The 23,727-nt window shown below is 69.1% G+C and carries 20 protein-coding genes; 3 read left to right on the forward strand and 17 right to left on the reverse strand.

Translation table 11 applies throughout. The features are described from left to right. Nucleotides 1-30: 30 nt before the first annotated feature. The 5 genes from MEBOL_RS02695 to MEBOL_RS02715 form a co-directional block, all read right to left on the reverse strand. Nucleotides 31-234, reverse strand: a complete 204-nt coding sequence (locus tag MEBOL_RS02695) for a hypothetical protein (RefSeq protein ID WP_095975939.1) — start codon at nt 232-234, stop codon at nt 31-33. A gap of 70 nt (nt 235-304) precedes the next feature. After that, on the reverse strand, nt 305-2,137 hold the full coding sequence (locus MEBOL_RS02700) for a chondroitinase-B domain-containing protein (protein ID WP_095975940.1): 1,833 nt from the start codon (nt 2,135-2,137) through the stop codon (nt 305-307). Between the two features lie 120 nt (nt 2,138-2,257). Next, nucleotides 2,258-2,905, reverse strand: a complete 648-nt coding sequence (locus tag MEBOL_RS02705; RefSeq protein ID WP_095975941.1) for a CHAP domain-containing protein — start codon at nt 2,903-2,905, stop codon at nt 2,258-2,260. A gap of 166 nt (nt 2,906-3,071) precedes the next feature. Continuing rightward, nucleotides 3,072-3,269, reverse strand: a complete 198-nt coding sequence (locus MEBOL_RS02710) for a hypothetical protein (RefSeq protein WP_095975942.1) — start codon at nt 3,267-3,269, stop codon at nt 3,072-3,074. Between the two features lie 2 nt (nt 3,270-3,271). Beyond that, nucleotides 3,272-5,002 carry a TldD/PmbA family protein gene (locus MEBOL_RS02715; RefSeq protein WP_095975943.1) on the reverse strand — a complete coding sequence of 577 codons (1,731 nt, stop codon included), beginning with the start codon at nt 5,000-5,002 and terminating at the stop codon, nt 3,272-3,274. Between the two features lie 105 nt (nt 5,003-5,107). Between MEBOL_RS02715 and MEBOL_RS02720 the strand changes: the two genes are divergently transcribed. Continuing rightward, nucleotides 5,108-5,866: an SDR family NAD(P)-dependent oxidoreductase gene (locus MEBOL_RS02720; RefSeq protein ID WP_095975944.1), complete on the forward strand. Its 759-nt coding sequence runs from the start codon at nt 5,108-5,110 to the stop codon at nt 5,864-5,866. Nucleotides 5,867-5,878: 12 nt separating this feature from the next. Here the strand turns inward: MEBOL_RS02720 and rpsD are convergent, their stop codons facing one another. The 4 genes from rpsD to MEBOL_RS02740 form a co-directional block, all read right to left on the reverse strand. After that, the gene (gene rpsD / locus MEBOL_RS02725; RefSeq protein WP_170115432.1) at nt 5,879-6,511 is read right to left on the reverse strand and encodes a 30S ribosomal protein S4; all 633 of its coding nucleotides are present in this window, start codon (nt 6,509-6,511) and stop codon (nt 5,879-5,881) included. A gap of 108 nt (nt 6,512-6,619) precedes the next feature. Next, nucleotides 6,620-8,140, reverse strand: a complete 1,521-nt coding sequence (locus tag MEBOL_RS02730) for a flavin-containing monooxygenase (RefSeq protein ID WP_095975946.1) — start codon at nt 8,138-8,140, stop codon at nt 6,620-6,622. Between the two features lie 155 nt (nt 8,141-8,295). Beyond that, complete coding sequence (locus MEBOL_RS02735) at nt 8,296-9,621, reverse strand: nucleotide sugar dehydrogenase (RefSeq protein ID WP_095982547.1); 1,326 nt, start codon at nt 9,619-9,621, stop codon at nt 8,296-8,298. A gap of 60 nt (nt 9,622-9,681) precedes the next feature. Continuing rightward, entirely contained in the window at nt 9,682-11,757 is a 2,076-nt protein-coding gene (locus MEBOL_RS02740) for an alginate lyase family protein (RefSeq protein ID WP_179956371.1), read from the reverse strand. A 419-nt stretch (nt 11,758-12,176) separates the two neighbouring features. On the opposite strand from MEBOL_RS02740, the gene MEBOL_RS02745 reads away from it, so the two are divergent. Then, on the forward strand, nt 12,177-12,974 hold the full coding sequence (locus MEBOL_RS02745) for a histidine kinase dimerization/phospho-acceptor domain-containing protein (protein ID WP_245919998.1): 798 nt from the start codon (nt 12,177-12,179) through the stop codon (nt 12,972-12,974). A 16-nt stretch (nt 12,975-12,990) separates the two neighbouring features. On the opposite strand, the gene MEBOL_RS02750 is transcribed toward MEBOL_RS02745, so the two are convergent. From MEBOL_RS02750 to MEBOL_RS02780, 7 genes are all read right to left on the reverse strand, one after another. Further along, entirely contained in the window at nt 12,991-13,620 is a 630-nt protein-coding gene (locus tag MEBOL_RS02750) for a DedA family protein (RefSeq protein WP_095975948.1), read from the reverse strand. A gap of 82 nt (nt 13,621-13,702) precedes the next feature. Continuing rightward, nucleotides 13,703-16,225, reverse strand: coding sequence for a hybrid sensor histidine kinase/response regulator (locus MEBOL_RS02755; protein WP_095975949.1), 2,523 nt, complete (start codon nt 16,223-16,225; stop codon nt 13,703-13,705). A gap of 13 nt (nt 16,226-16,238) precedes the next feature. Then, nucleotides 16,239-16,817 (reverse strand): chemotaxis protein CheW, encoded by a 579-nt coding sequence (locus MEBOL_RS02760; protein WP_095975950.1) that lies wholly within the window; start codon nt 16,815-16,817, stop codon nt 16,239-16,241. Between the two features lie 10 nt (nt 16,818-16,827). Continuing rightward, entirely contained in the window at nt 16,828-17,205 is a 378-nt protein-coding gene (locus tag MEBOL_RS02765) for a response regulator (RefSeq protein ID WP_095975951.1), read from the reverse strand. 31 nt (nt 17,206-17,236) lie between these two features. Next, a complete protein-coding gene (locus MEBOL_RS02770; protein WP_342747732.1) occupies nt 17,237-18,865 on the reverse strand; it encodes a methyl-accepting chemotaxis protein in 1,629 nt (542 codons plus the stop codon). 28 nt (nt 18,866-18,893) lie between these two features. After that, entirely contained in the window at nt 18,894-20,282 is a 1,389-nt protein-coding gene (locus tag MEBOL_RS02775; RefSeq protein ID WP_095975952.1) for a CheR family methyltransferase, read from the reverse strand. After that, nucleotides 20,279-20,824 carry a chemotaxis protein CheW gene (locus MEBOL_RS02780; RefSeq protein WP_245919403.1) on the reverse strand — a complete coding sequence of 182 codons (546 nt, stop codon included), beginning with the start codon at nt 20,822-20,824 and terminating at the stop codon, nt 20,279-20,281. Before MEBOL_RS02780 ends, MEBOL_RS02775 begins: the two co-directional genes overlap by 4 nt. Before the next feature lie 245 nt (nt 20,825-21,069). Here MEBOL_RS02780 and MEBOL_RS02785 point away from each other — a divergent pair, with 245 nt between their 5' ends. Continuing rightward, a complete protein-coding gene (locus MEBOL_RS02785; RefSeq protein ID WP_095975954.1) occupies nt 21,070-23,049 on the forward strand; it encodes a TonB family protein in 1,980 nt (659 codons plus the stop codon). A gap of 2 nt (nt 23,050-23,051) precedes the next feature. On the opposite strand, the gene MEBOL_RS02790 is transcribed toward MEBOL_RS02785, so the two are convergent. Beyond that, on the reverse strand, nt 23,052-23,723 hold the full coding sequence (locus MEBOL_RS02790; RefSeq protein ID WP_095975955.1) for an HAD family hydrolase: 672 nt from the start codon (nt 23,721-23,723) through the stop codon (nt 23,052-23,054). Nucleotides 23,724-23,727: the final 4 nt, after the last annotated feature.

Below are 23,727 nucleotides of genomic sequence, written 5' to 3' on the forward strand. Positions count from 1 at the left end.
AGCTCTTTTCCTTCATCAGGGGAGGCTTGGTTACTCGGTCAGGGGCAGGCCGCAGTAGCCCGGCGCCGGAGTGCTGTGCCAGGCGCAGACGGTCTTCGGACAGTACTGCTGGGTCTTGTAGCTCCTGCACCAGGACTCGGGAGCGCCCTGCACCTCCACCGGCTGCTCCTCGACCACCTCGGGGCCACAGCCACTCAACAGCCCCAGCGTCCCCACCAGCGCGAGCCAACGCATGTGTCACTCCTTCGAAAGGGTTGAATTCCTCGATTATCAGAAAAACAGATAGGCGACGAGCAGGCCACACTCACGGCGCATTCGGCCCCACATCAGCGGGAGACAACGGCCGCTGCACGGAAGCCATGGTGGCGTATTCATCCGCGCCCACGTCCAGGGTGGAGCGGAGGTCCCCATCCATGTCCTCCAGGACATAGCCATACGTTCCCACGGCGGCGTTGATGGCGGGGCTGGTGGAAGACAGCTTCTGCAACCCATCGACCGAGGTCAGCAGCGGATTCACGTTGCGCACCTCACCAGACGCGCGCGACGTGTTGCTCAACGTCGCGCCGTACCCGATGTTGCCCTGGAACAGGGTGTTGCTCGTCTTCTTCTCGAGGAAGAGCGTGCCCGTCGTGTTGCGAACGAGGTTGTTGGCGACCTTCCCGTCCACCGGGGCGTGCGTGTAGCTCTTGCCGATGAGGAGCCCGCTCTTGCTGTTGACGATGGTGTTGTGGACGACCTCGGCCCGGTAGACCCGCCAGTGCTTGGACAGGACAGACGCGTCGGCGTTGCCGGAGGTGGGTCCTCCGTCGTGATCGCCCCCATCGATGAGCAAGGCGTCATCGGTCAGCTTGTCCAGGTAGTTGTTGTAGACCTTGTGATCGGTTCCGTAGAGCCGGATGCCACCCACGCCGGCCTTGGTTCCATCCCCCAGGATGAAGTTGCCGTAGATGCTGTTGTTGTTGCCGTGACGCGCGGTGAGTTGGCCCTGTGAGGTGCGGATGGTGTTGTAGCGGATCGCGTTGCCACCGCTCTTGATGGAGATGAACTCCGGATCCCCGTCGCAGTTCTCGAACAGGTTGTACTGCACGGTCGCGTAGGCGTTGAAGAGGGACACGCTGGACAGCCCGAGCCGGATCGTCTCCAGCCCGTTGGACAGACGCGGTCCCACGTCGTGGAAGTGGTTGTATTCGATGACGTCGTACTGGGTCATCTGAGTGGAGTAGTCGCCATCCATCGCGATGACCGGGCCGGGATCGCTCTTGTGGCCGAAATCATTGTGGTCGATCTGGTGATGGTGGCTTCCACCTCCCTTGATGTTCAGCCATTTGACCTCGGTCCCATCCTCCGTGAGCGCGAAGGTGTTCCGGGTGAGCCGGACATGGTGGGACTTGTCGATCACGACGGCGCTGTTGCCGGTGTTCGTGAACTTCAGCCCCTCGATGACGACGTAGGCGGCGCCAGACACCTGGAGGAAGGCTCCTCCGGAGATGAGGGCCTTGCCCCGGTTCGCCGCCCGGAGGGTGATGGGGCTGGAGGCGGTGCCACTCTTGTTGAGGCTGAAGGCGCCGCTCTTCGTATAGGTGCCGTTCGCCAGGACGATGGTGGTGCCCGCGGTCGCGTTGGCGAGGGCCGTCGTGAGCTGAGCGGCCGTGGAGACGTTCACCACGGGGCCCGTGGATGTTTCGGCGGCGCTCCCATGGATCTCCACCTCCAGATAGCTGTTCCAGGTGTTGGACGTGTTGCCGTACCCCACGAACCGCACGTAACGCGCGGCAGTGACATCGGTGAAGTCGAAGCTCTGGAGGCCATCCGCCAGGCCGCTCTTCACTCCCGTGCGCACCGGGACGAACGTGGCGCCATCCGAGGAAGTCTGGATATCGAAGGTGAAGGTCCGGGACGCGCCTTCATGAAAGGCGATCTTCACGAAGGCCACCTTCTTGAGGGCACCCAGATTGAATTGGATCCACTGCCCATCCCCCTTCGCGGACCAGCGGGTGCTCACATCCCCGTCCACCGTGTGGGCGGGAATGTTTCCGTCATCCGAGCTCGCGGTGACGGCGGCCGCCGAGAGGGAAAACCGCGCATCCGCCGAGACCCCCAGGGAAGGAGCCAGTGCCAGGAACAAGCAGGAACCCATCCACCACTTTCGGTGTGACACTCGCGGACCTCGCCATCAAACAGGTTTTCTCTTCAATACCTGTTTTCAGCGTTCCGAGCATCTGCCCAGTCTCTCGACCGGACCGTCACCGAGGGAGGCCTACATGCGATGGGCCGACGCGTAGCCGACGAACTGCTCTCCCGTGAGGCGCGCGCGCTCCCCGCCCTCGGCCCGGCGGATGTAATCATTGAGGACGCGGCCGCCCGTGCCCTTGTGTTGGGAGTGGCGCAGGTTCATCCGCGCCCGCGCCACGCCCTTGCCGCCCCGGTGCACGAAGACCACGGTTCCATCGCGCTCCACGGACTCGATGACGCCCACGTGCGTCACCCCATCGTTGCGCAAGCCGTCGCGGTTGCGGTCATACGTCTCGCGGAAGAAGACGATGTCGCCAGGCTGAGGTGTCTTCCGGTGCAGGGCGCCCGCACGTTGGGCACGCCGGTACATGGCACTCGCCGCGTTTTCCCCAGGACGGGTGCCGTGCGACAGCAGTTCCACACCCACGGATTGGTAGGCGAGCCGCACGAGCCCCGAACAATCATCCGGGACGCGGTGGCGCGCCAGCGATGTGCCCACGAGTCCCGCGGCACGCTGGGCCACCCGTCGGCCCCGGGAGGGGCGCACGGCCTTCTTCGCGGGCGCCTTCTTCGCCTTCACCACCGCCGGTTTCGTGGACGCGGGCGCACCCAAGGCAGGGGGAGCGAGGAACACGCCCAGCAAGCAGGCCAGCAGGAGCGGACGAAACGTCATGGTGTTCTGAACGGGCCCGCCGCCTCGGGAATTCAAGGCCGACGCGGTGCACCTGGGTGGAACTCGCCCGCCTGGGAATCAGGCAACGCGGCCCTCTCTCCGCCTCCTTCCCACCCAAGGTACTCACGATCCGCGCAACACGCGAAAAACAGGCCGTGCCGAGGTGCTACCCCACGCGCAGGATCAAGTGGCCACGCGCGTCCTGCCCCACATAGGACAGCGCGGTGAAGTCCTGGATCCAGTCCACGTCCGCGAGGTGCTCGGCCGTCTCCGTGCCCGAGATGGCGACGACACGCGCTCCGGCGGTACGTCCCGCGAGGATGCCCACCCGCGCATCCAGCCGGGTGCCCGGCGTCAGGCGCATGGCTACTTCACCTCGCCGCTGGCGGTGCCATTCTCCAAGGGACGCGGCAACAGCGGCGGCCGGTCCTTGCCTTCCTGGGTCCGCTGCAGCTCGATCTCCTGCAGGAGCAGCGCGGGCGCCACCGTGGACACGGGCACGTTGCCGCTCTCCGCGCCACAGAAGCCGTTGAAGATGCCAGGCTTGCGCCCCGTGGCCAGGATGCGGTTCACCGCCGACAACGGCGTGCCCACGATCTCCACGCCCCGCACCAGCGTCTCCTCGCCCGTCTTCACGTCCACGCGGAACACCATGCGCGGCACGCCCTTGAACGCCTGGTAGCCGTAGCTCGAGGTGTTGGTGTTGCCGCCGGTGATGTCCCGGATGAGCAATCCGTAGGGCTTGCCCTGCCGCTTCGCCTCCGCGATGAGCCGCCGCTTGAGCTCCCCGTCATCCACCTGCTTCGTCGACTCGACGATGAGGTTGGCCATGCGCGCCACGGGCTTGGCCGTGCCCTGGCTGCGGCCATGGCCATTGGACTGGAGGAAGCCCTCCACGGGCCGGCGCGACAGCAGGTAGTTCTTGAGCACGCCCTTGTCCACCAGCACCGTGCGCTGCCCCTTCACGCCCTCCTCGTCGTACTCGTAGAAGCCATTGAGCGGTTCGCCCTGGAGCGAACGAACCGTGGGGTCATCCACGATGCTCAGGAACGTGGGCAGCACGGGTTTACCCACCTGGCCCCGGAATGTCTTGCCCTCGCCCTCCCCGTCCTGACGGTCGCCCTCCAGGCGGTGGCCCACCGCCTCGTGGAAGAGCACGCCCGCGGCCTCCGGGGCCAGGATGGCCGGGCCCGTGTACGGATCGATGGCGGGCGCCTTGCGCAGCGCGAGCAGTTCCTCGATGACGCGCGTGGCGGCCACCGCCAGCGTCTTGTCGTCCGGCAGCCCCGCCTCGGTGGGCGCGTAGTAGTTGCGCGAATCGGTCAGCAACTGCCCGTCATCCGCGCGCGTCACCGCGGACACGTGCAGGCCGTACATCACCTCCTCCGACACGATGCGGCTGCCCTCCGTGGACACGAAGAGCCGCTTCACCTTGTCCGCGGTGATGCGCACCTCCGAGTCGAAGAGCTCCGGATGCGCGGTGAAGCGCGCCGACACCTCACGGGCCACGCGCGCCCAGCGGTCATGGTCGAACGGAAAGGCCAGCGGCGGCTGCACCGAGCGCACCGGCTTCTCCTGGGAGAAGGACGGCGGGCGCTTGGGATCCTCCACCGCGTAGACGTTTTCTCCCTTCTTCTTGAGCAGTTGACTGAGCGAGGCCTTGTACTTCTCGTCCGTGGCGAGCCACAGCGCGGTGCGCAGCGCCAGGGGCGAGTCATCCAGGGGGCCGTCCTTGTTGACGACGTAGCTGGAGCCCGGACCACTGCCCAGGTAGTAGGCGTATTCGTCGGGGCCCGAGTTGTCGAACTCGTACGAGCCCACGCGCGTGTCCACGTACAGCTTGCGGTGGTGGTAGGTGTCGTCCAGGAAGAGCGAGCCGTAGCGCGCGACGACGACGGACTGGTCCACGTCCTTGACCTGGTAGCTGATGAAGTACGGGGGCTCGTGGTTCTGCAACTTGAGCTGTTGGTGGTTACGTTGCAGTTCCTCCGCCATCGCGTCCAGCAGGGTCACTCGCGCATCCGGAGGGGGCGCGGCGGCGGTGAGCAGGACGGAGGTGGCGAGCAGCGGGAGGACGGAGCGGTGTCGGATTCGCACGCCCGGGACTCTATCTCAGAGACCCCCTGGGTCGTCCCGGGACGATGCTCGACTGGCGGGGAAGCGGGCCGAAACGGTAGACAGGCGCATGAAAGGAACTCATCCATGAACGACAAGGTCGTGGTCATCACGGGGGCGAGCGGTGGCATTGGCGCCGCCTTCGCGCGGCTGACGGGGAGCAAGGGAAACCGGGTGGTGCTCGCCGCGCGGCGGGAGGTGGAATTGCACCAGGTGGCGGCCCATTCAGGGCCCGAGGCCCTGGTCGTCCCCGCCGATGTCACCCGGCGCGAGGACATCCAGCGGGTCCTGGACGCGGCGCTCGACCGGTTCGGACGGGTGGACGTCTGGGTGAACAACGCCGGGCGAGGCATCAGCAAGCTCGTCTCCGAGCTCACCGACGAGGACTTCGACGAGATGATGCGCGTCAACGTCAAGTCGGCGCTCTACGGCATGCAGGCGGTGCTCCCCCACTTCCAGGAGCGCGGCCAGGGGCACCTCATCAACGTGTCGTCCATGCTGGGACGCGTGCCCTATGTGCCGTTCCGCTCCGCGTACAACGCGGCCAAACACGCGCTCAACGCCCTCACGGCCAACCTGCGCATGGAGGTGCGCGAGCGCTTCCCCCACATCCACGTGTCCACCGTGCTGCCGGGCCCCGTGGCCACCGAGTTCGGCGTGAACGCGCTCGGGGGCGGGCCCGACTCGCGCCGGATGCCCAATGCCCAGACACCCGAGGAGGTCGCCGCCGTCATCCAGGACCTCATCGAGCGGCCTCGCGGCGACGTGTACACCCGGCCCGAGTACCACGGCCAGGTGCTCGCGTATTACGGCTCCGCGGACATGGGCGCCCCCGAGAAGAGCTGAGCGCCCCGGGCCTCACACCCGCTGCGCGTAGAATTCCACGATGAAGGGCGCGTTGACGTTGACGGGAATCTCCTCCCGCTCGGCCTCGCGCACGTAGCGCACGCCCTGCCCTCCCTCCACCACCTGGAGGTAGCCCGGCACCTGGCGATCCTTCATCCGCTCGAAGCACTCCTTCACGATGAGCAGCTCCTTGTGGGTGGACGCGAAGCGCACCTCGCTGCCATTCCTCACCCGGTAGCTGGGGATGTTGACGCGCTCACCGTCCACCTGCAGGTAGCCGTGACGCACGAACTGCCGCGCCTGACGGATGCTCGTCGCCAGGCCCGCGCGCAGCACCACCACGTCCAGCCGGCGCTCGAGCAGTTGCAGCAGCACCGTGCCCGTGTTGCCGGGCGAGCGGCGTGCCTCCAGGAAGGCCTTTCGGCACTGCTTCTCCAACAACCCGTAGAAGAGCTTGAGCTTCTGCTTCTCGCGCAGCCGCTGCCCGTAGTCGCTCACCGAGGGCCGGGCCGTCGCCCCGTGCTGCCCGGGGGGATAGGGCCGGCGCAGCACCGGATCCTTGTCCGGATCCTTCGCGGTGATGTTCGACAGCGCAATCCCCAGCCGACGGCACACCCTGCCGCGAGGTCCCGTATTCCGCGCCACGTCTCGCTCCTCCCACCCGGCGTTGTCGCCAAGTTGAAATTGATAATCAGTATCAATTTCAATTACCTGAAACACCCCTCCTCCGTCAAGGGCCCGGAGGAGCACCATTCACGTGCCCGTGGACGCGGGCAGCAGTGGAGGAAGCGAGAGGTATTCCCCGGGGTCGAAGCGCTCGACGCGGCGCCGGTACGTGAAGGTGAAGCCCGGCCACAGGGCGGAGTTGCGCCCCGTGTCATCGAGGTACCAGCTCGTGCAGCCCCCCTGGTTCCACACGCTCCCGAGGGTGCGCTCATCCACGGCCGCGACGAAGGACGCCTGTGCCTCCGGGCTCGGCTCCACGGCCGCCACTCCCCCCGCGCGCATGAAGTCCAACGCGTTGAGCAGGTGCTCCACCTGCGCCTCGATCATCAGCACCACCGAGGTGTGGCCCAACGACGTGTTGGGACCCAGGAGCATGAAGAGATTGGGGAAGCCCGACACCGTCACCCCGAGGTGCGCCTTGGGGCTTCCGGCGAACACCTCGGCGAGCGAGCGCCCGTCACGTCCGCGGATGCGCCGGGAAGAGGGATGATCCGCCACGACGAAGCCAGTGCCAAGGATGATCGTGTCGACCTCGTGCTCGGACCCCGCCCGCGTGAGGATGGAGCGCGCGCGGATCTCCTGGATGGCGTCGGTGATGAGCTCCACGTTCGGCTGGGTCAGCGACGGCAGGTAGTCGTCCGACACGAGCACGCGCTTGCAGCCTATCTGGTAGTCGGGCGTCAGCCGGGCACGGAGGAGGGGATCCGGCACGCTGCGCTCCAGGTGACGGAGCGAGTGGCGCCGGACCCACCGCATGATCGACGGGTGGCGGAAGGCCAGCAACAAGGACTCATGCTTCGCGAAGAGACCGGCGCGGGCGAGCCATTGCGCCGCGGGCACCCGCTGGAAGAGGCGCCTCGCCCGCGCGGAGATGGCGCGATTGCCCCGGGGGAGGATCCACGGCGGCGTGCGCTGGAAGAGCGACAACCTCGCCACCTCCGGTTGGATCCGCGGCACGAACTGGATCGCCGAAGCACCCGTCCCCACCACCGCCACCCTCCGGCCCGCGAGGGCGTGGGAATGGTCCCAGCGCGCCGAGTGCATGACCTTGCCCTCGAAGGTGTCGAGCCCGGGCAATGGAGGAACCGACGGCTCGCTCAGCCCCCCCATGGCCGAGACGAGGACATCCGCGGTGAAGGCCCCCTTCGACGTCTTCAGCTGCCAGCGCCGCCGCGCGTCGTTCCACTCGGCCTCGAGTAATTCATGCCCGAAGCGCAGGTGGGGCGTGAGGCCGAAGCGCGAGGCACAGTCGCGCAGGTACTCCCAGATCTCCGCCTGAGGGGAGTAATCGTGCGTCCACCGGGGATTCGGGGCGAACGAGAACGAGAAGAGGTGCGATTGCACATCGCACGCGCAGCCTGGATAGGAGTTGTCGCGCCAGACCCCCCCGACCGAGTCCGCGCGCTCCAGGATGAGGAAGTCGTCCACCCCCCGCTGTTTGAGCCGGATGGCGGCGCCCAGTCCTCCGAACCCGCTCCCAACGATGACGACATGAACATGACGCGGCTCCGACACGGGCGACTCCGAGGCTCGGCGGATGCGGCCCATCCGCTCCAGAGCGGTCTATAAGTCGACTCCGGGGGGCATCAAGGTGAAGCCACGAAAAGAAGAAGCCCCGCCATGACGCCTCCTTGAGGAGTCACGACGGGGCCGCTCGCGCGCCCGGACGGCCGTCAGGCCGACCGGGTCTCACGCGGGGTGCATCAGGCCTTGGTGATCTTCTCCCGGCCGGGGCCCACGTTCTTGCAGGCGTTGCGCGTGTCGACGACGACGTGGGAGTGCTTGACCACGTCGCTGTAGTCGATGTTGGAGTGGTCGGTGAGGATGACCACCGCGTCGTAGCTGGCGAGCGTCTCCGGAGAGAGCGGCACGGACTTCATGTTGAAGTGGAAGCCGTGGCCCTCCTCGAGCTTGGGCACGTACGGATCGTGGTAGTCCACCTCGGCGCCCGTGCCCTTGAGCAGGGTGATGACGCGCAGGCTGGGGCTCTCGCGCATGTCGTCGATGTCCTTCTTGTACGCCGCGCCGATGCAGAGCACCTTGGAGCCGTTGAGCGTCTTGCGGTGCTTGTTGAGCGCTTCCATGGTGCGCTGCACCACGTAGTAGGGCATCTGCTGGTTCACCTCACCGGCGAGCTCGATGAACTTGGTGTGGAACTCGAACTCGCGCGCCTTCCACGTGAGGTAGAAGGGATCGATGGGGATGCAGTGCCCACCGAGGCCCGGGCCCGGGGTGAAGGGCATGAAGCCGAAGGGCTTGGTGGAAGCGGCCTGGATGACCTCCCACACGTCGATGTTCATGCGGTCGCAGAGCATCTTCATCTCGTTGACCATGGCGATGTTGACGCAGCGGAAGATGTTCTCCAGCAGCTTGGCGAGCTCCGCCACGCGGGTGCTGGACACGGGCACGGTGTCCTTGAGGGCGCTGGCGTAGAGCGCCTGGGCGACCTCGAGGCACGCGGGCGTGTAGCCGCCGACGATCTTCGGAATCGTCTTGGTGTTGAAGCTCTTGTTGCCCGGGTCCTCGCGCTCGGGGCTGAAGGCCAGGTGGAAGTCCACGCCCGCCTTGAGACCGCCCTTCTCCAGCAGGGGCTTGAGGACCTCGTCCGTGGTGCCCGGGTAGGTGGTGGACTCGAGGATGAAGAGCTGGCCGGGACGCACGTGCGGCGCGAGCGCCTCACCCGTCTTGATGATGTAGCTCATGTCCGGCTCACGCGACGCGGTGAGGGGCGTGGGCACGCAGATGATGATGCAGTCGAGCTCCTTCGCCTTGGCGAAGTCCGTGGTCGCCTTGAGCTTGCCCGCGTCCGTCAGCACCTTGAGCGGCTCGCTCTTGATGTGCTTGATGTAGCTCTGCCCCTTGCCGATGTTCTCCACCTTGCGCGTGTCCACGTCGAGACCCGTCACCGGGTAACCCGCCTCCGCGAACGCCATGCCCAGCGGAAGACCCACGTAGCCCATCCCCACCACACCCACCTTCGCCTCACGCTGACGGATCCGAGTCAGCAACGGGCTCACCATAACGCGCATCTTCTCACCCTCCTCCACCTGAGGGCATGCGGGTCTTCCCGCCATGCCCATCCAAGACCATCACCCAAAAACGACGACCCACCGCAACCACGCCGGAGGCGACAACTTTCCTCCGAACACCACCACCCGCGACTCCACCTGGAGGCCGTAGCCCGGCGAATACCGGGACGTCTCCAACCGCGGGCAGACACCTGATTCAAAGAGCACCACCGCCACGGGGCTGTCCGCGGGCCCCAACTCCACCGCGAGCGGTTCGAAGATTCGCGGGGCCTCCGGGACTCGCAGCGCCCGCGCCAGCTGACCGGCGGTGGGCTCGCGCAATCTCGCCTCGCGGTCCGGAAGGTGGAGTCTCCCCGTCACTTCGTGAAGCCCCACCCCCACCAAAGATTCGACGATTCCCAGCGCGCGCTCGCGCTTGTCGAGCACGAAGGTGCGCTCCACGCCCACGGGCGAGGACAGCAGGCGGTAGCCGTCATGCCGCGCGCACAGCCGCTCCAGCTCGCCGCCCGTCTGGAACACCTGCACGCGGGCGCGCGCCGACTCGGGCAGCGCGAACAACCGATGGGGCTCCAACGGCGCCTGCTCCGCGCCATCCACCTGCAACGTGTTGTGCGCCGCCGTGGAGCGCAGGGCGTTGCGCACGGAGGGCTCGCGCGTGTACGTGCCCGTCCCCGGATCCACGATGACGGGGCGCCCTCCCAGGTGCAGCTCGAAGGAGAGCTTGTCGTTGTGGCTGTGACCCCCCACCCCGCCCTGGCCCTGGGCCCCCGCGCTCACCGTCACCACCGCCCCGGCGCCGCGCAGCACGTGGAAGCCCCCCTCGGGGAAGCTCACCGATACCGGCGCCGGCGCGGACCGCAGCGAGCGGAAGCGCTCGAGACCCGTCCGGCCCAGCAGCCACGCCGCCTCGTCCGGGAAGTCACCGCCCGAGAGGGTCGCGTCTCCGAAGATCGCGGCGCCCAGCGGCGCCAGGTAGCCCTGCTCGCGCGGATCGCGCTCCTTGAAAGGGAAGACGCGTCCCGAGTCGTTGTCCCCCACCTGCGGGGCCAGGCCCTGTTCCGAGGTCCAGGCGCGCGAGGCCGCGAACATGCCGCGCAGCCGCCGCTCATAGACGCCGCCCAGGTCCACGCCCCGCACCCGCGCCACCACGAGCGCCAGCGTGAAGAGCTCCACCGACAACCGGTGGTAGGGAATGGAGCCCTCGAAGGAGCTGCCGTCCGCGTTCACCTGCGCCACCACCTGGGCGCGCAACCCGGCCACCGCGAGCGCCGTCCGCCTGGCCGCGTCCGGAAGATCCGGGAAGAGCAAGCTCATCACCAGCAGGCCCACGAAGTTGGAGACGAGGTGGTTGTTGGGCACCGCGCCGCCATCCTCCAGATGTGACTCCACCCAGGCCGAGTGCTCCGCGAGGGATTGCAGCACGGGCACGAGGAACTCCGGCCTCCGGACCTCGGGCGCGTCCGCGAACATCCAGAGCGCCTGCGCCAGGTTGGCGCCCCTCAGCGCCACGTCCATGGGGCACGTCCACTGCACCCCCTCGCCCACGGGATTGGCCTGGAGGAAGTCCAGCGCGCGCGCCACGAAGCCCCGCGCGAAGCTCCGCCGCGCGTCCTCGTCCGAGGCCACCCAGTAGCCCTGGCCGAGCGCCACGAGGCAGTCCAGCCGCCCCAACTCCCACGGGTACTTGGGGTCCACCCCCGGCCGAGTCAGCAGCAGCCGCTCCACCGGAACGACGGGGTAGCGGTAGCCGCTGCCCACATCCAGGGACCAGTCCACCGGCTGGCCCTCGCCGAAGCACACACGGGTGCCGAAGACGTGGTACTCGCCGCGCAGGGCCGCCTGGGCCCGCTCCAGCGCCCGCTCACTGGCGCCCGGCATCGCCGCGAGCGCCTCCAGCACCGAGGTCCGCTGCCCCACCTCGCACCAGGCGCCCCCCAGGCGCGTCGTCAGCGCCCGCTCGGCCAGTTCCTCGGCGCTCGTTACCCCGAAGGCCTCGAGGAGCCCCCGCTCATCGAGCCGCTCGCGCTTCTTATAGAGCGCTTGCCGAGCCACCCCGTGGACCCGCCGCACCATGCCTCGTGCGAGTCCCACGGGGGCGAGTCTTGCGATCGTCGAGTAGTAGCTCAGCGTGCCCATTCGCGCTCCGTCCCCTCCCGGACGCATCTCCTAGCAAAGGGTCTGCCATCGTTTTCTCAGGGGAAGACACGGCCCGGGCCCCGAGGAACACCTGGAGATCAGTAAAAAGGTCGGCAGCGCCGAACCCCACGAGTGGAAAGGTTTTCACTTCGTGGCCCCCGGGCTTCCCATGAGAGGCCGCGTTGCACCCTCGCCCGCCCATGCGCATTCCTCCTTCTGTGCTGGAAGGTGCTTGGAGCGGGCAAGAGGTGGGAGTAGGTGGGAGCGTCTCCGGGGTGGAGCGACTGATGTCGTCCATCGCCGAGCAGGCCCTTCACCACGGCGCGAGGGTAGGCTTGAATGCCCTCCTGGAGGCAGTTGTGCGTCTTTCAGGGACAAGCGGCGCCGCCTTGTACACACATGGGCGACGCGTGCTCCAGATGGGCCGGGCGCCTCCTGGATGGGATCAGGCGCACCCCTGGCAGGTCTTCCAGGAGGGCTCCACCATTCTGGTGGTGGGAGAGCCTTGCCGGGACGCGGCCACACGACACACCCTCGCGCGGCTGACGGGTCTGGGCGGCGCGCTGCTGGCGAGCCTGGCGCGGGAGGAAGAGTCCCAGGCCGAGCGCAACCGGTTGCGCCTGGAGCGGCAACGGCTCAAGGAAGCGCTGGCGCACCGGGAGCGGGCCTGGGCGCGCGCGGCGCATGATCTGAGAACGCCTCTGCTCGTCTTGCAGGGCTACATCGAGATGATGAACAAGGGCATCGCGGGCGCGCTCACTCCGGCCATGCAGCGCTATCTCGATCGCATGCGCCAGTCCGCGGCGGACCTCAATACGCGGTTGCAGCAGCGACAGCGCGGCGAGACGTTCCCCTCCTCGGATCTCCGGCCCCTGCTGAACGCGGCCTTCGGACCGGGGCGGCCCGGCGCCGCTCGATTGGAGCTGCCCGAGGAGCCGATCCGCGTCCGCGCCCCTCGGACGACGCTGGCCCTGCTGGTGCGCGCCCTGGAGCGGCTGCTGGTCGGCGCGGGGGCCTCGCACACGGAGATGCGGGTGGACGTCCCGGACGACAGTCAGATGTGGCGGCTGTGCGTCCAGAGCCAGGTGGAGCGGCCCCTGCCCGAGCGCGCGATGCTGTCCCTGGAGCGGTTGGCGCGCCGGGGAGAGGTCCGGCTCGCCGTGCGGCGGGAGAACGGCGTGGAACTGACGGTGCTGCTGCCTCGGCTCGCCACCTGAATCCGCCGGGAGGGGTTCAGACCTCCCGCGAGGGAGGCGCCAGCAAGCGGGCCGCCCGGATCAGGCGGCGCTGCTTGAACCAGCGCCTCGTGAGCCATGCCACGCCCGCGCCGAGCACCGCGAGGAGCAACCACCGCAGGCCGCCCTGAACCTCGGCGAGCACCGCGGGGCCGAAGCGCAAGCCCAGCCACGTCACGCCCAGGGCGGGAATCCACGCCGCGGCGCCATCGGCGAGGACGAACTGCCGGTAGGGCAGCCGCGTGGCGCCCGCGAGCAGGTAGGCCGGAGCGCGCAGCCCGGGAAGGAAGCGGGCGAGGAACACGGCCAGGGGTCCTCGCCGCATGTACATCTGTTGCAGGAGCTCGAGCCGCGCGGGCGGAAACATCCTCGACAGCCGGGGATGGGAGAAGACGCGAGGCCCCAGCGCGAAGCCGATCCGGTAGAGCGCGCTGTCCCCGGCGAGGATGCCCAGGTAGGCGGCGAGCGCCATGAGGGGAAAATTCGCCCCGCTGCGCGAGACGAGGATGCCTCCGGTGAGGACGATCAACTCCTCGCTCAGCGGGGCGCCCACGCCACAGAGCAGCAGGAGCAGGAAGACGGCGGGATACGAGAAACCAGAGATCAACAGCGCGATCTGCGTGTCCACCGAGCCTCCTGACGTCCCCGCTCAGGGTGCTCACACCGGGAGGTAAGGAAAAGGGACCCAGGTACCTTGGTCCCTCGCCTGCTCATGCGCTGGTGGGGAGGAGCTGGCGGACCAGATCCAACAACTTGCCGCGCTCCACCTCGCGCTTGACGAGGTAGCCGTCGGCGCCCGCCTCCAGGCCCGCGGCCCGCTCCTGGGGCGTGTCCAGGGAGGTACACAGGATGACGGGGATATGGGACAGCCGGGGATGGGCGCGAATGCGCTTGGTGAGGCCGATGCCATCCAGCCGGGGCATCTGCCAGTCACTCACGACGAGCTGACAGGGCGTGCGCTCGAGGATGCCCAGGGCTTCCTGTCCATCACCGGCCGTCACCACCGAGTAGCCCGCGATCTCCAGGAGCGACTTGATGGCGAAGCGCGTGGTGAGCGCGTCGTCGCACACGAGGATGTGCGGACGGCGCGTCTCGGTGGCGGCGCGCAACACCACCGGCGTGGCGGCGGCGCGCAGCAGCTCGGGCGCGTTGAGCACGGGGACCACGCTGCCATCGTCCAGCACGGCGGCCCCGGCCAGGTGCGCCACATGGCGCAGATGACGGCCCAGCGAGCGCACCACGATCTCCTGCTGGCCCACCACCGCGTCGATGGCGAACACCGCGCGCACCCCGCCGAGCGCCAGCACCATGGCCGTCTGGGGCTTGCCCGACTCGAGCGCCAGCGGCAGCCGCGGCATCTGCAGGGAGACGGAGAGCGGATGGAAGGGCAGCTGCTCGTCCTCGACGCGCGCCACCACATGGCCGGCCACCGTGCCCACGTCCGCCGGGGCCAGACGCAGCACGCGCTCCACCGAGTCCGAGGGAATGGCGACCACCGCCGTGCCCGTGCGCACGAGCAGGCCCAGCGCGCCCGCGAGGATGAGGGGCAGATCGATGGTGAAGCGCGTGCCCTGTCCCCGGGTGAAGGAGATGTCCACGGCGCCTTGCAACCGTGTGGCCGTGCTCTGCACCACGTCCAGCCCCACGCCCCGCCCCGACGTCTCCGTCACCTGCTCGCGGGTGGAGAAGCCCGGCTCGAAGACCAGCCGCGCGGCCTGCATGTCGGTGAGCTTGGACGCCTCCGGCTCGGTGAGCAATCCCCGGCGCACCGCCGTGGCGCGCACGTTCTCCGGGGACAGGCCCGCGCCGTCGTCCTCCACCACCACCGCCAGGCGAGTGCCCCGGGGCTCCACCCTCACGGACAACTGCCCGCGCGGCGACTTGCCCGCCACCACGCGCTCCGCCGTGGACTCCAGGCCATGATCCAGGGCGTTGCGCACCAGATGCTGGAGGGGATCCTTCAGCACGTCCACGATGCGCCGATCGATGCGGACATCCCCTCCGGCGAGGACCAGCTCCACGTCCTTGCCCAGCCGGGCGGCCAGCTCGCGCACCGTGCGCTTGAGCGGCTCGAGCATCTGCGAGGCGGGCACCATGCGCAGATCCCTCAGGTCATCGCGCACCACCTGCGCCACCAGCGCGAGCTGTTCGCCCTCGCGGTGCACGTCCTTGGACAGCTGCAGCAGCTGCTTCTGCACGCCGCGCACCTGTCCCACGCCCGCGCGCAAGGACTCCAGGGCCCCACCCCCGCCCCCCGAGAGCGCCAGTTGCTGGGCCGCGCGCTCCAGCTGCAACAGGGCATGGTTCGTCTGCTCCATCAGCTCGCGGTGCGCCTCCGCGCGGCGCAACTGCTGAGCCCGTCCCGCCGCGAGCTGTTCCACCTGCAGGGCCAGCGAGTCGAGCGTGCGCACCGACACGCGCACCGCCCGGTCCATGTCCTGCTGCCGCCGGCCCGCCGCCGAGCGCGCCGTCACCTCGGGCTCGGCCGGAGCCGCCGCGGGCTCGGGCGCCAGGTCCTCCAGTGATTCCAGGGAGCCGCGCAGTTGCACGAGCGCGCCCGCGATGTCCGAGGCCGCCACGCTGGCGCCGACGCCCGCCTCCTCCATGCGCGCGAAACCCGCCCGGATGGAGCTCGCCAGGGACTCCACCGCGGTCACGCCCGCGACGTTGGCCGCGGCCTTCATCAGCTCCGCGAGGCCCACCGCTTCCCAGACGGCTCCCGGCCGATCCTCCAACCCCGGAGAGCACAGCCGGCCCAGCGCCGCCTCCAGCTTCTCCAGCGTCTGCAGTCCCTCGCGCCGGAAGTGCGCCGGGACCCTCGCCTTCGCCTCGTTCACCGACTCGAAGCCACCCCGGCCGAGCCCCGCCAACAGCGAGGACAACCCCTCGATGACAGGCGTCTCCCCGGCATCGCCCCGGTTGAGCGCGGCCTCGATGGCGGACAGGCTGCGCAGGGTGGAGTCCACCAGGCCCGGTGGCGGAACATGGCCCGGGGAGCAGCGCGCGAGTCCATCCTCGATCGCGTGCACCAACTGCTCGATGTCCGACAGGCCGAGGCTGGCCGCGGAGCCCTTGAGACTGTGCACCTCGCGCTTGAGGGCCGTGAGCTGTTCGGCGGCCTGCTCGGCCGTGCCCTGCTCCAGCCCCAGCACCGCGGTGCCGATGGTCTGCAACTGCTCGCGCGTCTCCGCGGCGAAGATGGGCCAGAGGCTGCGCAGCACCCGAGGATCCATCGCGTCTCCCGCCCTATCCCCGCCCCGCCACGGCGGGATCGCTCAACTGCACGAGATCGAGCACCATGAGCCGGTTGCGGGTGAGGAACGTGAAGGGGCCGGGCGGAGGCTGGGACAGGTCCACGCGCGGCAGCTCCTGCCGGCCGTCCACCTCTTCCACCGCCAATCCAAAGAACTCCTCGGCCGCTTCCACCACCACGACCCGGCCCAGGTCCGACATTCCTCCGCCCTCCAGTCCCAGCACCTGGCGCAGGTCCAGCACCGGCACCACGCGCGAGCGCGACACCAGGGCGCCCAGCACGTAGCGCGGCGCGCCCGGCAGCGGGCACAGACCGCGGGACTCCAGCACGTGATCCACCGCGTCGATGGGCACCGCGTAGCGCTCTCCGCCCACGCGGAAGGAGAGCACCGAGATCGTCTCGCGGCGCTCCTCCTGGCGCGACTCGGCCAGCACGCGGGCCCGATCGGCCAGCACCTCGCGGCGGCGCTCTGGACTGAGCACCTGCGCGCCCTCGAGCACCGCCTGCGCCTCGTCCAGCTTGCGGCGCAGGACCGTGTAGTCGATTTTCTCCCGCGACTCGTCGCCGGACATGACCCTCTCTCTAGAACTTGCTGGCGGGCAGCTTGAGGATGCTGCGCACCTTTTCGCGCAGGTCATCCACTACCACGGGCTTGTTGAGGAAGGCGCTCGCCCCCACCAGACGGCCCCGCTGACGGCTCGCGTCGTCCTTGAGCGACGTGAGCATCACGAACGGCGTGGAAAACAGGATGGGGTCGGCCCGGACCGCGGCGCACAGCGCGAACCCGTCCATCTCCGGCATCTGCACATCGGAGATGATCAGATCCGGCTTGACCTCCCGGGCGCGAGCGAGCCCCTGAACCCCGTTGCCCGCTTCGAAGAACTCCAGCCCCCACCCCATCAAATACACCTGGATGAGGTGGGTGATGGTCTTCGTGTCCTCGACGATGAGTACCTTCATTCTTCCTTTCCCTCCACGAACAGCCCCCCGGTCATAGTTGGTACTTCCCGACGAGATCGGAGAAGCGCCTGGACAGGTTGGAGAGATTCCCCGCCACCTGCTCGATGCGTTTCGTCCCCTCCACGTTGTCCTGCATCGCCACCGTCAACTCGTTCATCGCCGCGGCGATCTGCTCCACGCCAATGGTCTGCTGGCGCGTGTTGCCGGCGATCTGCCGGGCCGCCGACGACGAGTCGCGCATGAGGTCCGACAAGCCCTTGATGGCGGAGCCAGCGCTCTGCGCGAGCTCCATGGCGGCCAGGGCCCGGCGGCTGCCTTCCTCGGTGGCCGACACGGCGGCGCGCGTGCCCTTCTGCACCTCGCCCAAGAGGGCGCGCACCTGATTGGCGGCCATCTTCGACTGCTCGGCGAGCGTGCGCATCTCCATGGCCACCACGGCGAAGCCGCGTCCTTGATCTCCCGCCTTGGCCGCCTCGATCGAGGCGTTGAGCGCGAGCAGGTTGGACTGCTCGGCCACGTCCTTCACGGTGCTGATGATGTCGCCGATCTGCAGCGTCTGCTCGTTGAGATCCGTGATGGCCAGGGCGATGGCCTTCACCTGCTCGCTGAGCTTCTCCATGCCGGCCACGCTCTCGTCGACGACCTTCTGGCCCTCGGCGCTCAGCGAGTCCGAGCGGCTCGCGCCGCTGATGACGGTGTCCGCGAAGGAGGTGGCCTGCCGGGACGTCTGGGCGATCTCCGCCACGGTGGCGCCCGTCTCGTGGATGGCGCTGGCCTGCTCGTTGGCCATGGCGGACTGCTGCGCGGAGGTGGCCAGGACGTTGGTGGCCTCGCGCTCCATGTCCGCCGAGGCGCTGCGCAGGTCCTTGAGCAGATTGGTGAGCATCTCGGCCATGGTGGCGAAGCTGCGCGCCAGGTCCCCCACCTCATCGATGCCGCTCGCCACGATCTGCTGGCGCAAGTCTCCCGCGGCGAGGCCCGCCGCCGCGCGCGCCAGGCGCTCGAGCGGAATGATCAGCATGCGGCAGAGCAAGGCGACCACCATGAGGCAGCCCGCGAGCGCCACCAGGCCCACGCCCACGCCCCGCCAGGCCATGCGGGCCACGGAATGATCGAGCACGCTCAGCTCCAGGCCCACCTGCACCGAGCCGATCCGTGCGCCCGGGGTGGCGCCGGAAGAGGACGGCGCGAGCACGGGCGCGGAGGTCTCCAGCACCGGAAGGCCGCCCACGTACAACTCGCGCGTCCCCCCCTGGGAGGACGGCACTGCGGGCAACAGGTTCGGGCTCAGCAGACGTGGCGCCTTGTCGTGGCCGAGCAGTTCTCCCTTGGGGCCTCGCACCACCACGTACGCCATGTCGGAGTGGTTGCGAAGGGTGGCGGCCGTGGCGAGCCGCAGGCGCTCCTCGTCGCTGGACGAGAGCGTGGTGGACGAGAGCGTGGTGGACAGGTGGTGCGCGAGCTCCTGGCTCGCCGCGGTGGCGCACTTGATGAATTCCGCCTTGAGCGCCTCGCGCATCTGCAGAGAGAAGGCGGCCACGAGCAGGGTCATGACCAGGGCACCCGAGCCGCCGGTGATGAGCAGGATGCGGGTGCGCAGGCTGAAGCGCCGCATGTCCAGGCGCTGGATGGTGAGCGGTCTCAGACCCTGGCCGTCCACGAGGCCTCCCTATCGCAACGAGCGTCGGTCATCGCGCACCCGACCTTCCCATCTTCGCCGCGGGCTCGAGCGCGCGCCGCAGACCTCCCACCGTCATCGCTTCCAAGCCCCGGAGAATGAGTTCGTCATCCAGCCCTTCCAACGCCCGAAGCGCGTTGCGCCGCGCCCGCTCCGCTTCCTCGGGCTGACCCAGATGTCCATACAGGGCCACGAGCATGGCATGGCCGACGGCCAGTTGAGGCTCCAGATAAAGCGCCTTGCGCACGGAGCCCACGGCCCCCGCCACGTCCCCCCGCCACTCGGCCACCATGGCCAGCAGCAGGTAGGCCTCGGGGGACAACTCCCGCGCGGCCAGCCGGGCGAGCGCCTCGGCCTGATCGAACTGTCCGAGACTCGCCGCGGCCCGGGCCCGCTCCAGCATGTCCCGCACCGAGAGCGTGTTCGTCTCGACCGGGAGAGCGGGCGGAGGGGCATGGACGGGGGGAGGCGCCTCGCGCACGGCGGGGATTCCCCGGGCGGGCGAGGGAACGCGGCGCATCGGGCTCTGGGGCCGGGAGACGAAGCGGATGGGCCCGGGACGGGAGGACCGCGCCGGGGGAACGGAGGCGGCCAGCAGGGGCTTGCGCAGCACGGGGTGCCCATCCACCGTCTCCTCCTCCAGGCCCAGGCCCCGGACGAAGGGCAGTTCCGCCGGCGCCACGAAGAGCCACCCCCCGGGCGCGAGCGCATCGACGAGCCGCTCCACCACTCCGGGGATGACCTCGGGCGGGAAGTAGATGAGGACGTTGCGGCAGAAGATCGCCTGGGCCATGGACAGTGGAGGCGGGTCGGTCACCAGGTTGTGCCGCCGGAACTCCACGCGGGCACGCACCTCGGCGGGCACCGCGACGGAGTCGGGCCGGATGAGCAGGAAGCGCTTCTCGAGCGTCAGCTCCGTGCGCCGCACGGACCAGGGCGAGTAGACCCCCTGCCGGGCCTTGTCCAGGGCGCGGCCGGACACGTCCGTGCCCACCACGCGGATGTGCTCGGGCAGCAGGCCCGCCGTCAGCAGGGCCATGGCGATGCTGTAGGGCTCCTCCCCACTCGCACACCCCGCGCTCCAGACGAGGAAGGGGCCGGCGTGGAGGGAGGCCGCGCGCGCCAGCTCCCGCAGCTGCTCCGGATGACGGAAGAAGTACGTCTCTCCGATGACGGCATAGCCGAGGAAGACCTCCACGGCGGAGGTGTCTCGCGCCAGCAGGCGCTGCAGGAAGTCGGTGGTGGGCAGGCCCTGGGACTCGGCGGCGCGGGTGAGGGCGGTGCTCAGCGAGCGGCGCACGCTGGGGGCGAGCACCATGCCGCAAGCGGAGCGCAGCACGGACTCCAATCCGCTCAACGTCGCCTCGTCGAGGCGCTCCACCCGCCCCTGCTCCTTCACGCCCCCTCCGGCACGGACAGGAGCGCGGTGGTGCGCAGCAAGGGGCGGACGCCCTCGGGCGTGCGACACAAGCCCGCCAACAGACCCGACCGATCCCACTCGAGGGAGGCGTCGCCGGAGCTGGAGCCGTCCACCAGGACCGGGGACTCGATGAGATCCCGCACCCGGTCCACCAGGACGGCCACCATGCGCGCACCGCCGCAGATGACCAGGTGGGCGTCCAGGTCCGGCTCGCGCCGCACCCCGAGCAACGCCGCCAGGTCCACCACCACCGCGGGCGTGCCCCGGTAGAGCATGGTGCCGCGGACATGGGGCGCGGAGCCCGGCAACGGCTCGATGGCCACCAACCGCACCACCTCGAGCACCGCCTCCACGGGCAGCAGGGCCGTGGCGCCCGCCACTTCCACCGTGAGGTAGAGGCCCGGAAGACGTTGATCCGCCCCCAGGGTGGTCAGCTCCCGACGAAGCCGGACAATCTCATCTTCCAACGCCGACAGGCGCTTCTGGACCGACGCACGTCTCGCCTGGGCTTCAGCCGTCATCGGAAGGGGGTAGACCATTACGGGCGCGCCCCTGGGGCGCACGGGAGGAAGAAAGGGTATTCCGACACCGCGCGACCCGTCAATGCGGGCGATGCGTCCGCTCGGGTTCCGGGCGCATGAAGAGAGGAGTGGACAGGAGACGAGCAGGCGCCTTGCGCATAGGTCGCGTGTTTCCGGGATATGTGGTTTCATACGAGCCAGATGGAAGGTTTCCACCCAGGCGCAGTCCGGCGGAGCACGACGAAATGGTGACCGGCGACTCACAGGGTCCAGGCGATTCGGGGGCGGACCCACTCATTGGCCGGACGCTCAATGGCCGCTTCAGCATCCTCGAGCCCATTGGCGTGGGCGGAATGGGCCGCGTCTATCGCGCCCAGCAGACCCCCTTGGATCGCGTGGTCGCGCTCAAGGTGCTCAATCCGCACTTCCCCACCAGCAGGGATCCCGGCTTCCAGAAGCGCTTCCTGCGAGAGGCCTCGCTGTCCTCCAAGCTCCGTCACCCCAACACGGTGACGGTGATCGACTACGGCCAGACGGACGACGGCATCTACTACATCGCCATGGAGTACCTGGAGGGGCGCACGCTCGGACAGGCCGTGGCGGAGTCGGGCCCCCTGCCCTGGGCCCGCGCGCTGAGCATCGGCCAGCAGATCTGCCGCTCGCTGCGCGAGGCGCACAACCAGGGCATCGTCCATCGCGACCTCAAGCCCGCCAACATCATGCTCCTCAACGAGGCGGATCAGGACCTCGTGAAGGTGCTGGACTTCGGCCTGGTGAAGTCCATCTCCTCGGGGGAGGACACGCCCAACCCGGAGATCACCCAGAGCGGCACCTTCCTGGGCTCCCCGGCGTACATGGCGCCCGAGCAGGCGCGCAACGAAGCGGACGTGCGCAGTGACGTGTACTCGCTGGGCGTGGTGCTCTACCAGTTGCTGGTGGGCCGGCCGCCGTTCATCTCCAAGGATCACATCGAGCTCATCTTCGCCCATCACAAGGAGCTGCCCCCCGCGTTCAGCTCCGTGCGGCCGGACATCTCCGTGCCCGCGGGCATCGAGGCGGTGGTGCGCCGTTGCCTGGAGAAGGCGCCCGCCAAGCGCTACCAGACGATGGACGAGGTGCTGGACGCCATGCGCGCGGCCAGCATGGCGGCGGGCGGCCACAGCGGCATCTTCAAGCACCCGAGCGGGCAGCACACCACCGGGCCGCACAAGATCCCCCTCTTCGCCGGCATCACGGGAGACTCCGCCACGGGTGGAGACACGCTCGCGGTGGACATCAGCGTGGAGGTTCCGCCCGACATCAAGAACGCGCGGCGGCGCACGTTGCTGATTGGTGGCCTGCTGGGAGGCACCATCGCCGTGGCGCTCACGGGAGGGCTCTTGTGGTCCTCGGGCGCCTTCGCGCCCCGCGCGGCCGAGTCCAAGACCGAGCCCGTGGCCGCGGTGGCGGCGCCCACCGCCGAGCCCGCCGCGAAGCCGGAGTTGGAGCAGGTGGTGCGCTTCCGGCTGATGAGCCAGCCGACGGGCGCGCATGTCTTCTACAAGGGTGAGGAGCGCGGCACGACGCCGCTGCTGCTGGAGATTCCCAAGCAGAAGGGCCAGGACACCCTCACCGCCGAGTTCGAGTTCACGCTGGACGGCTATCAGCCGGAAACGGTCATCACCGGCGGCTCGGGCGAGGTGGTCTTCGCCCAGCGGATGCAGCGGGTGCGCGCGGCGACGGGCCGGGGCTCGTCCTCGGGAGGCCGGGCGGAGCGGGCGTCAGCGGGGGACTCGCGCATGGCATCGGCCCTTGGGTCTTCCATGTCCGCGCCGGTGATGATGGAGTCCGAGCCCGCGCCAACACGGGTGGAGCCGAAGGCCGCGCCGGCTGGAGATCTGTCCGTGCCCATCGTGGGGCTGACGCGCGGCGTGGAGGGCAAGCGCGACGGTCCCCTGCCCTTCCAGGAAGGCATGCCCCGTCCGGTGGAGCTCACGGGCAAGGACATCGTCTACACGCGCGAGGCGCTCGCGGCCCGCGTGGAGGGGACGATGCTGCTCCGGTGCGTCATCACGACCAAGGGCGGAGTGGAAGGCTGCCGTGTCATCAAGGGCCTGCCGCACATGAACGAGGCCGTGGTGCAGGCGCTGCAATCGCGCACCTACAAGCCCATCCTCGTGCAGGGTCAGCCGGTGGCGGTGGACTACCCCTTCACCATCCGGCTCGTGGCGCCGCGCCGCCGCTGAGTTCATCGGGGAGGCGCGGGCGCCCCCCAATCCACCACACGCCATCCCCGCCGAGCGGCTTCCCGCCGCAGGCGCCGGTCCGGGTGGACGGCCACGGGGTTTCCCACCACCTCCATCACCGGCAGATCCGAATACGAGTCGGTGTAGAAGGAGCAGTCGGCCAGCGCCACGCCCGCCCGCGAGGCGCAGGCCTCGGCGTGCACGCGCTTGCCCTCGCCGAAGCAGACCTCTCCCAGGGGGCGCCCGGTGTGCAGCCCCTGGGCATCCACCTCGAAGCGGTTGCAGAGCACCTCGGCCAGCCTCAGGTCGCGCGCCACCAGTTCGGACATGTAGCCCGAGGACGAGGTGAGCAGCACGAGCCGGTCTCCCGCCGAGCGGTGTTCCTCCAGCGCGCGCAGGGCACCAGGCCGGAACTGGGAGCGCACCCGGGTCTCGTAGAAACGCGTGGTGCGCTCGCGCAGGAGCGCCTCGCTCGTCCCCTGGAGGAAGGAGATGGCCCTCAGCAGCGCCTCCTTCATGGGGACGAAGCCCAGGTGGTAGCGGGCGATCCACGCACTGGCGCCCAGGGCCTGCAGGCGGGTGATGTGGCCCCGGGCGAACTCGTCGCGAACCCACAAGGAGGCCGAGTTCACCGCGAGCAGCGTCTTGTCCAGGTCGAAGAAGGCGATGCCCATGAGC

Source organism: Melittangium boletus DSM 14713, from assembly GCF_002305855.1.
In the GTDB taxonomy this organism is placed as follows: Bacteria; Myxococcota; Myxococcia; order Myxococcales; family Myxococcaceae; genus Cystobacter; species Cystobacter boletus.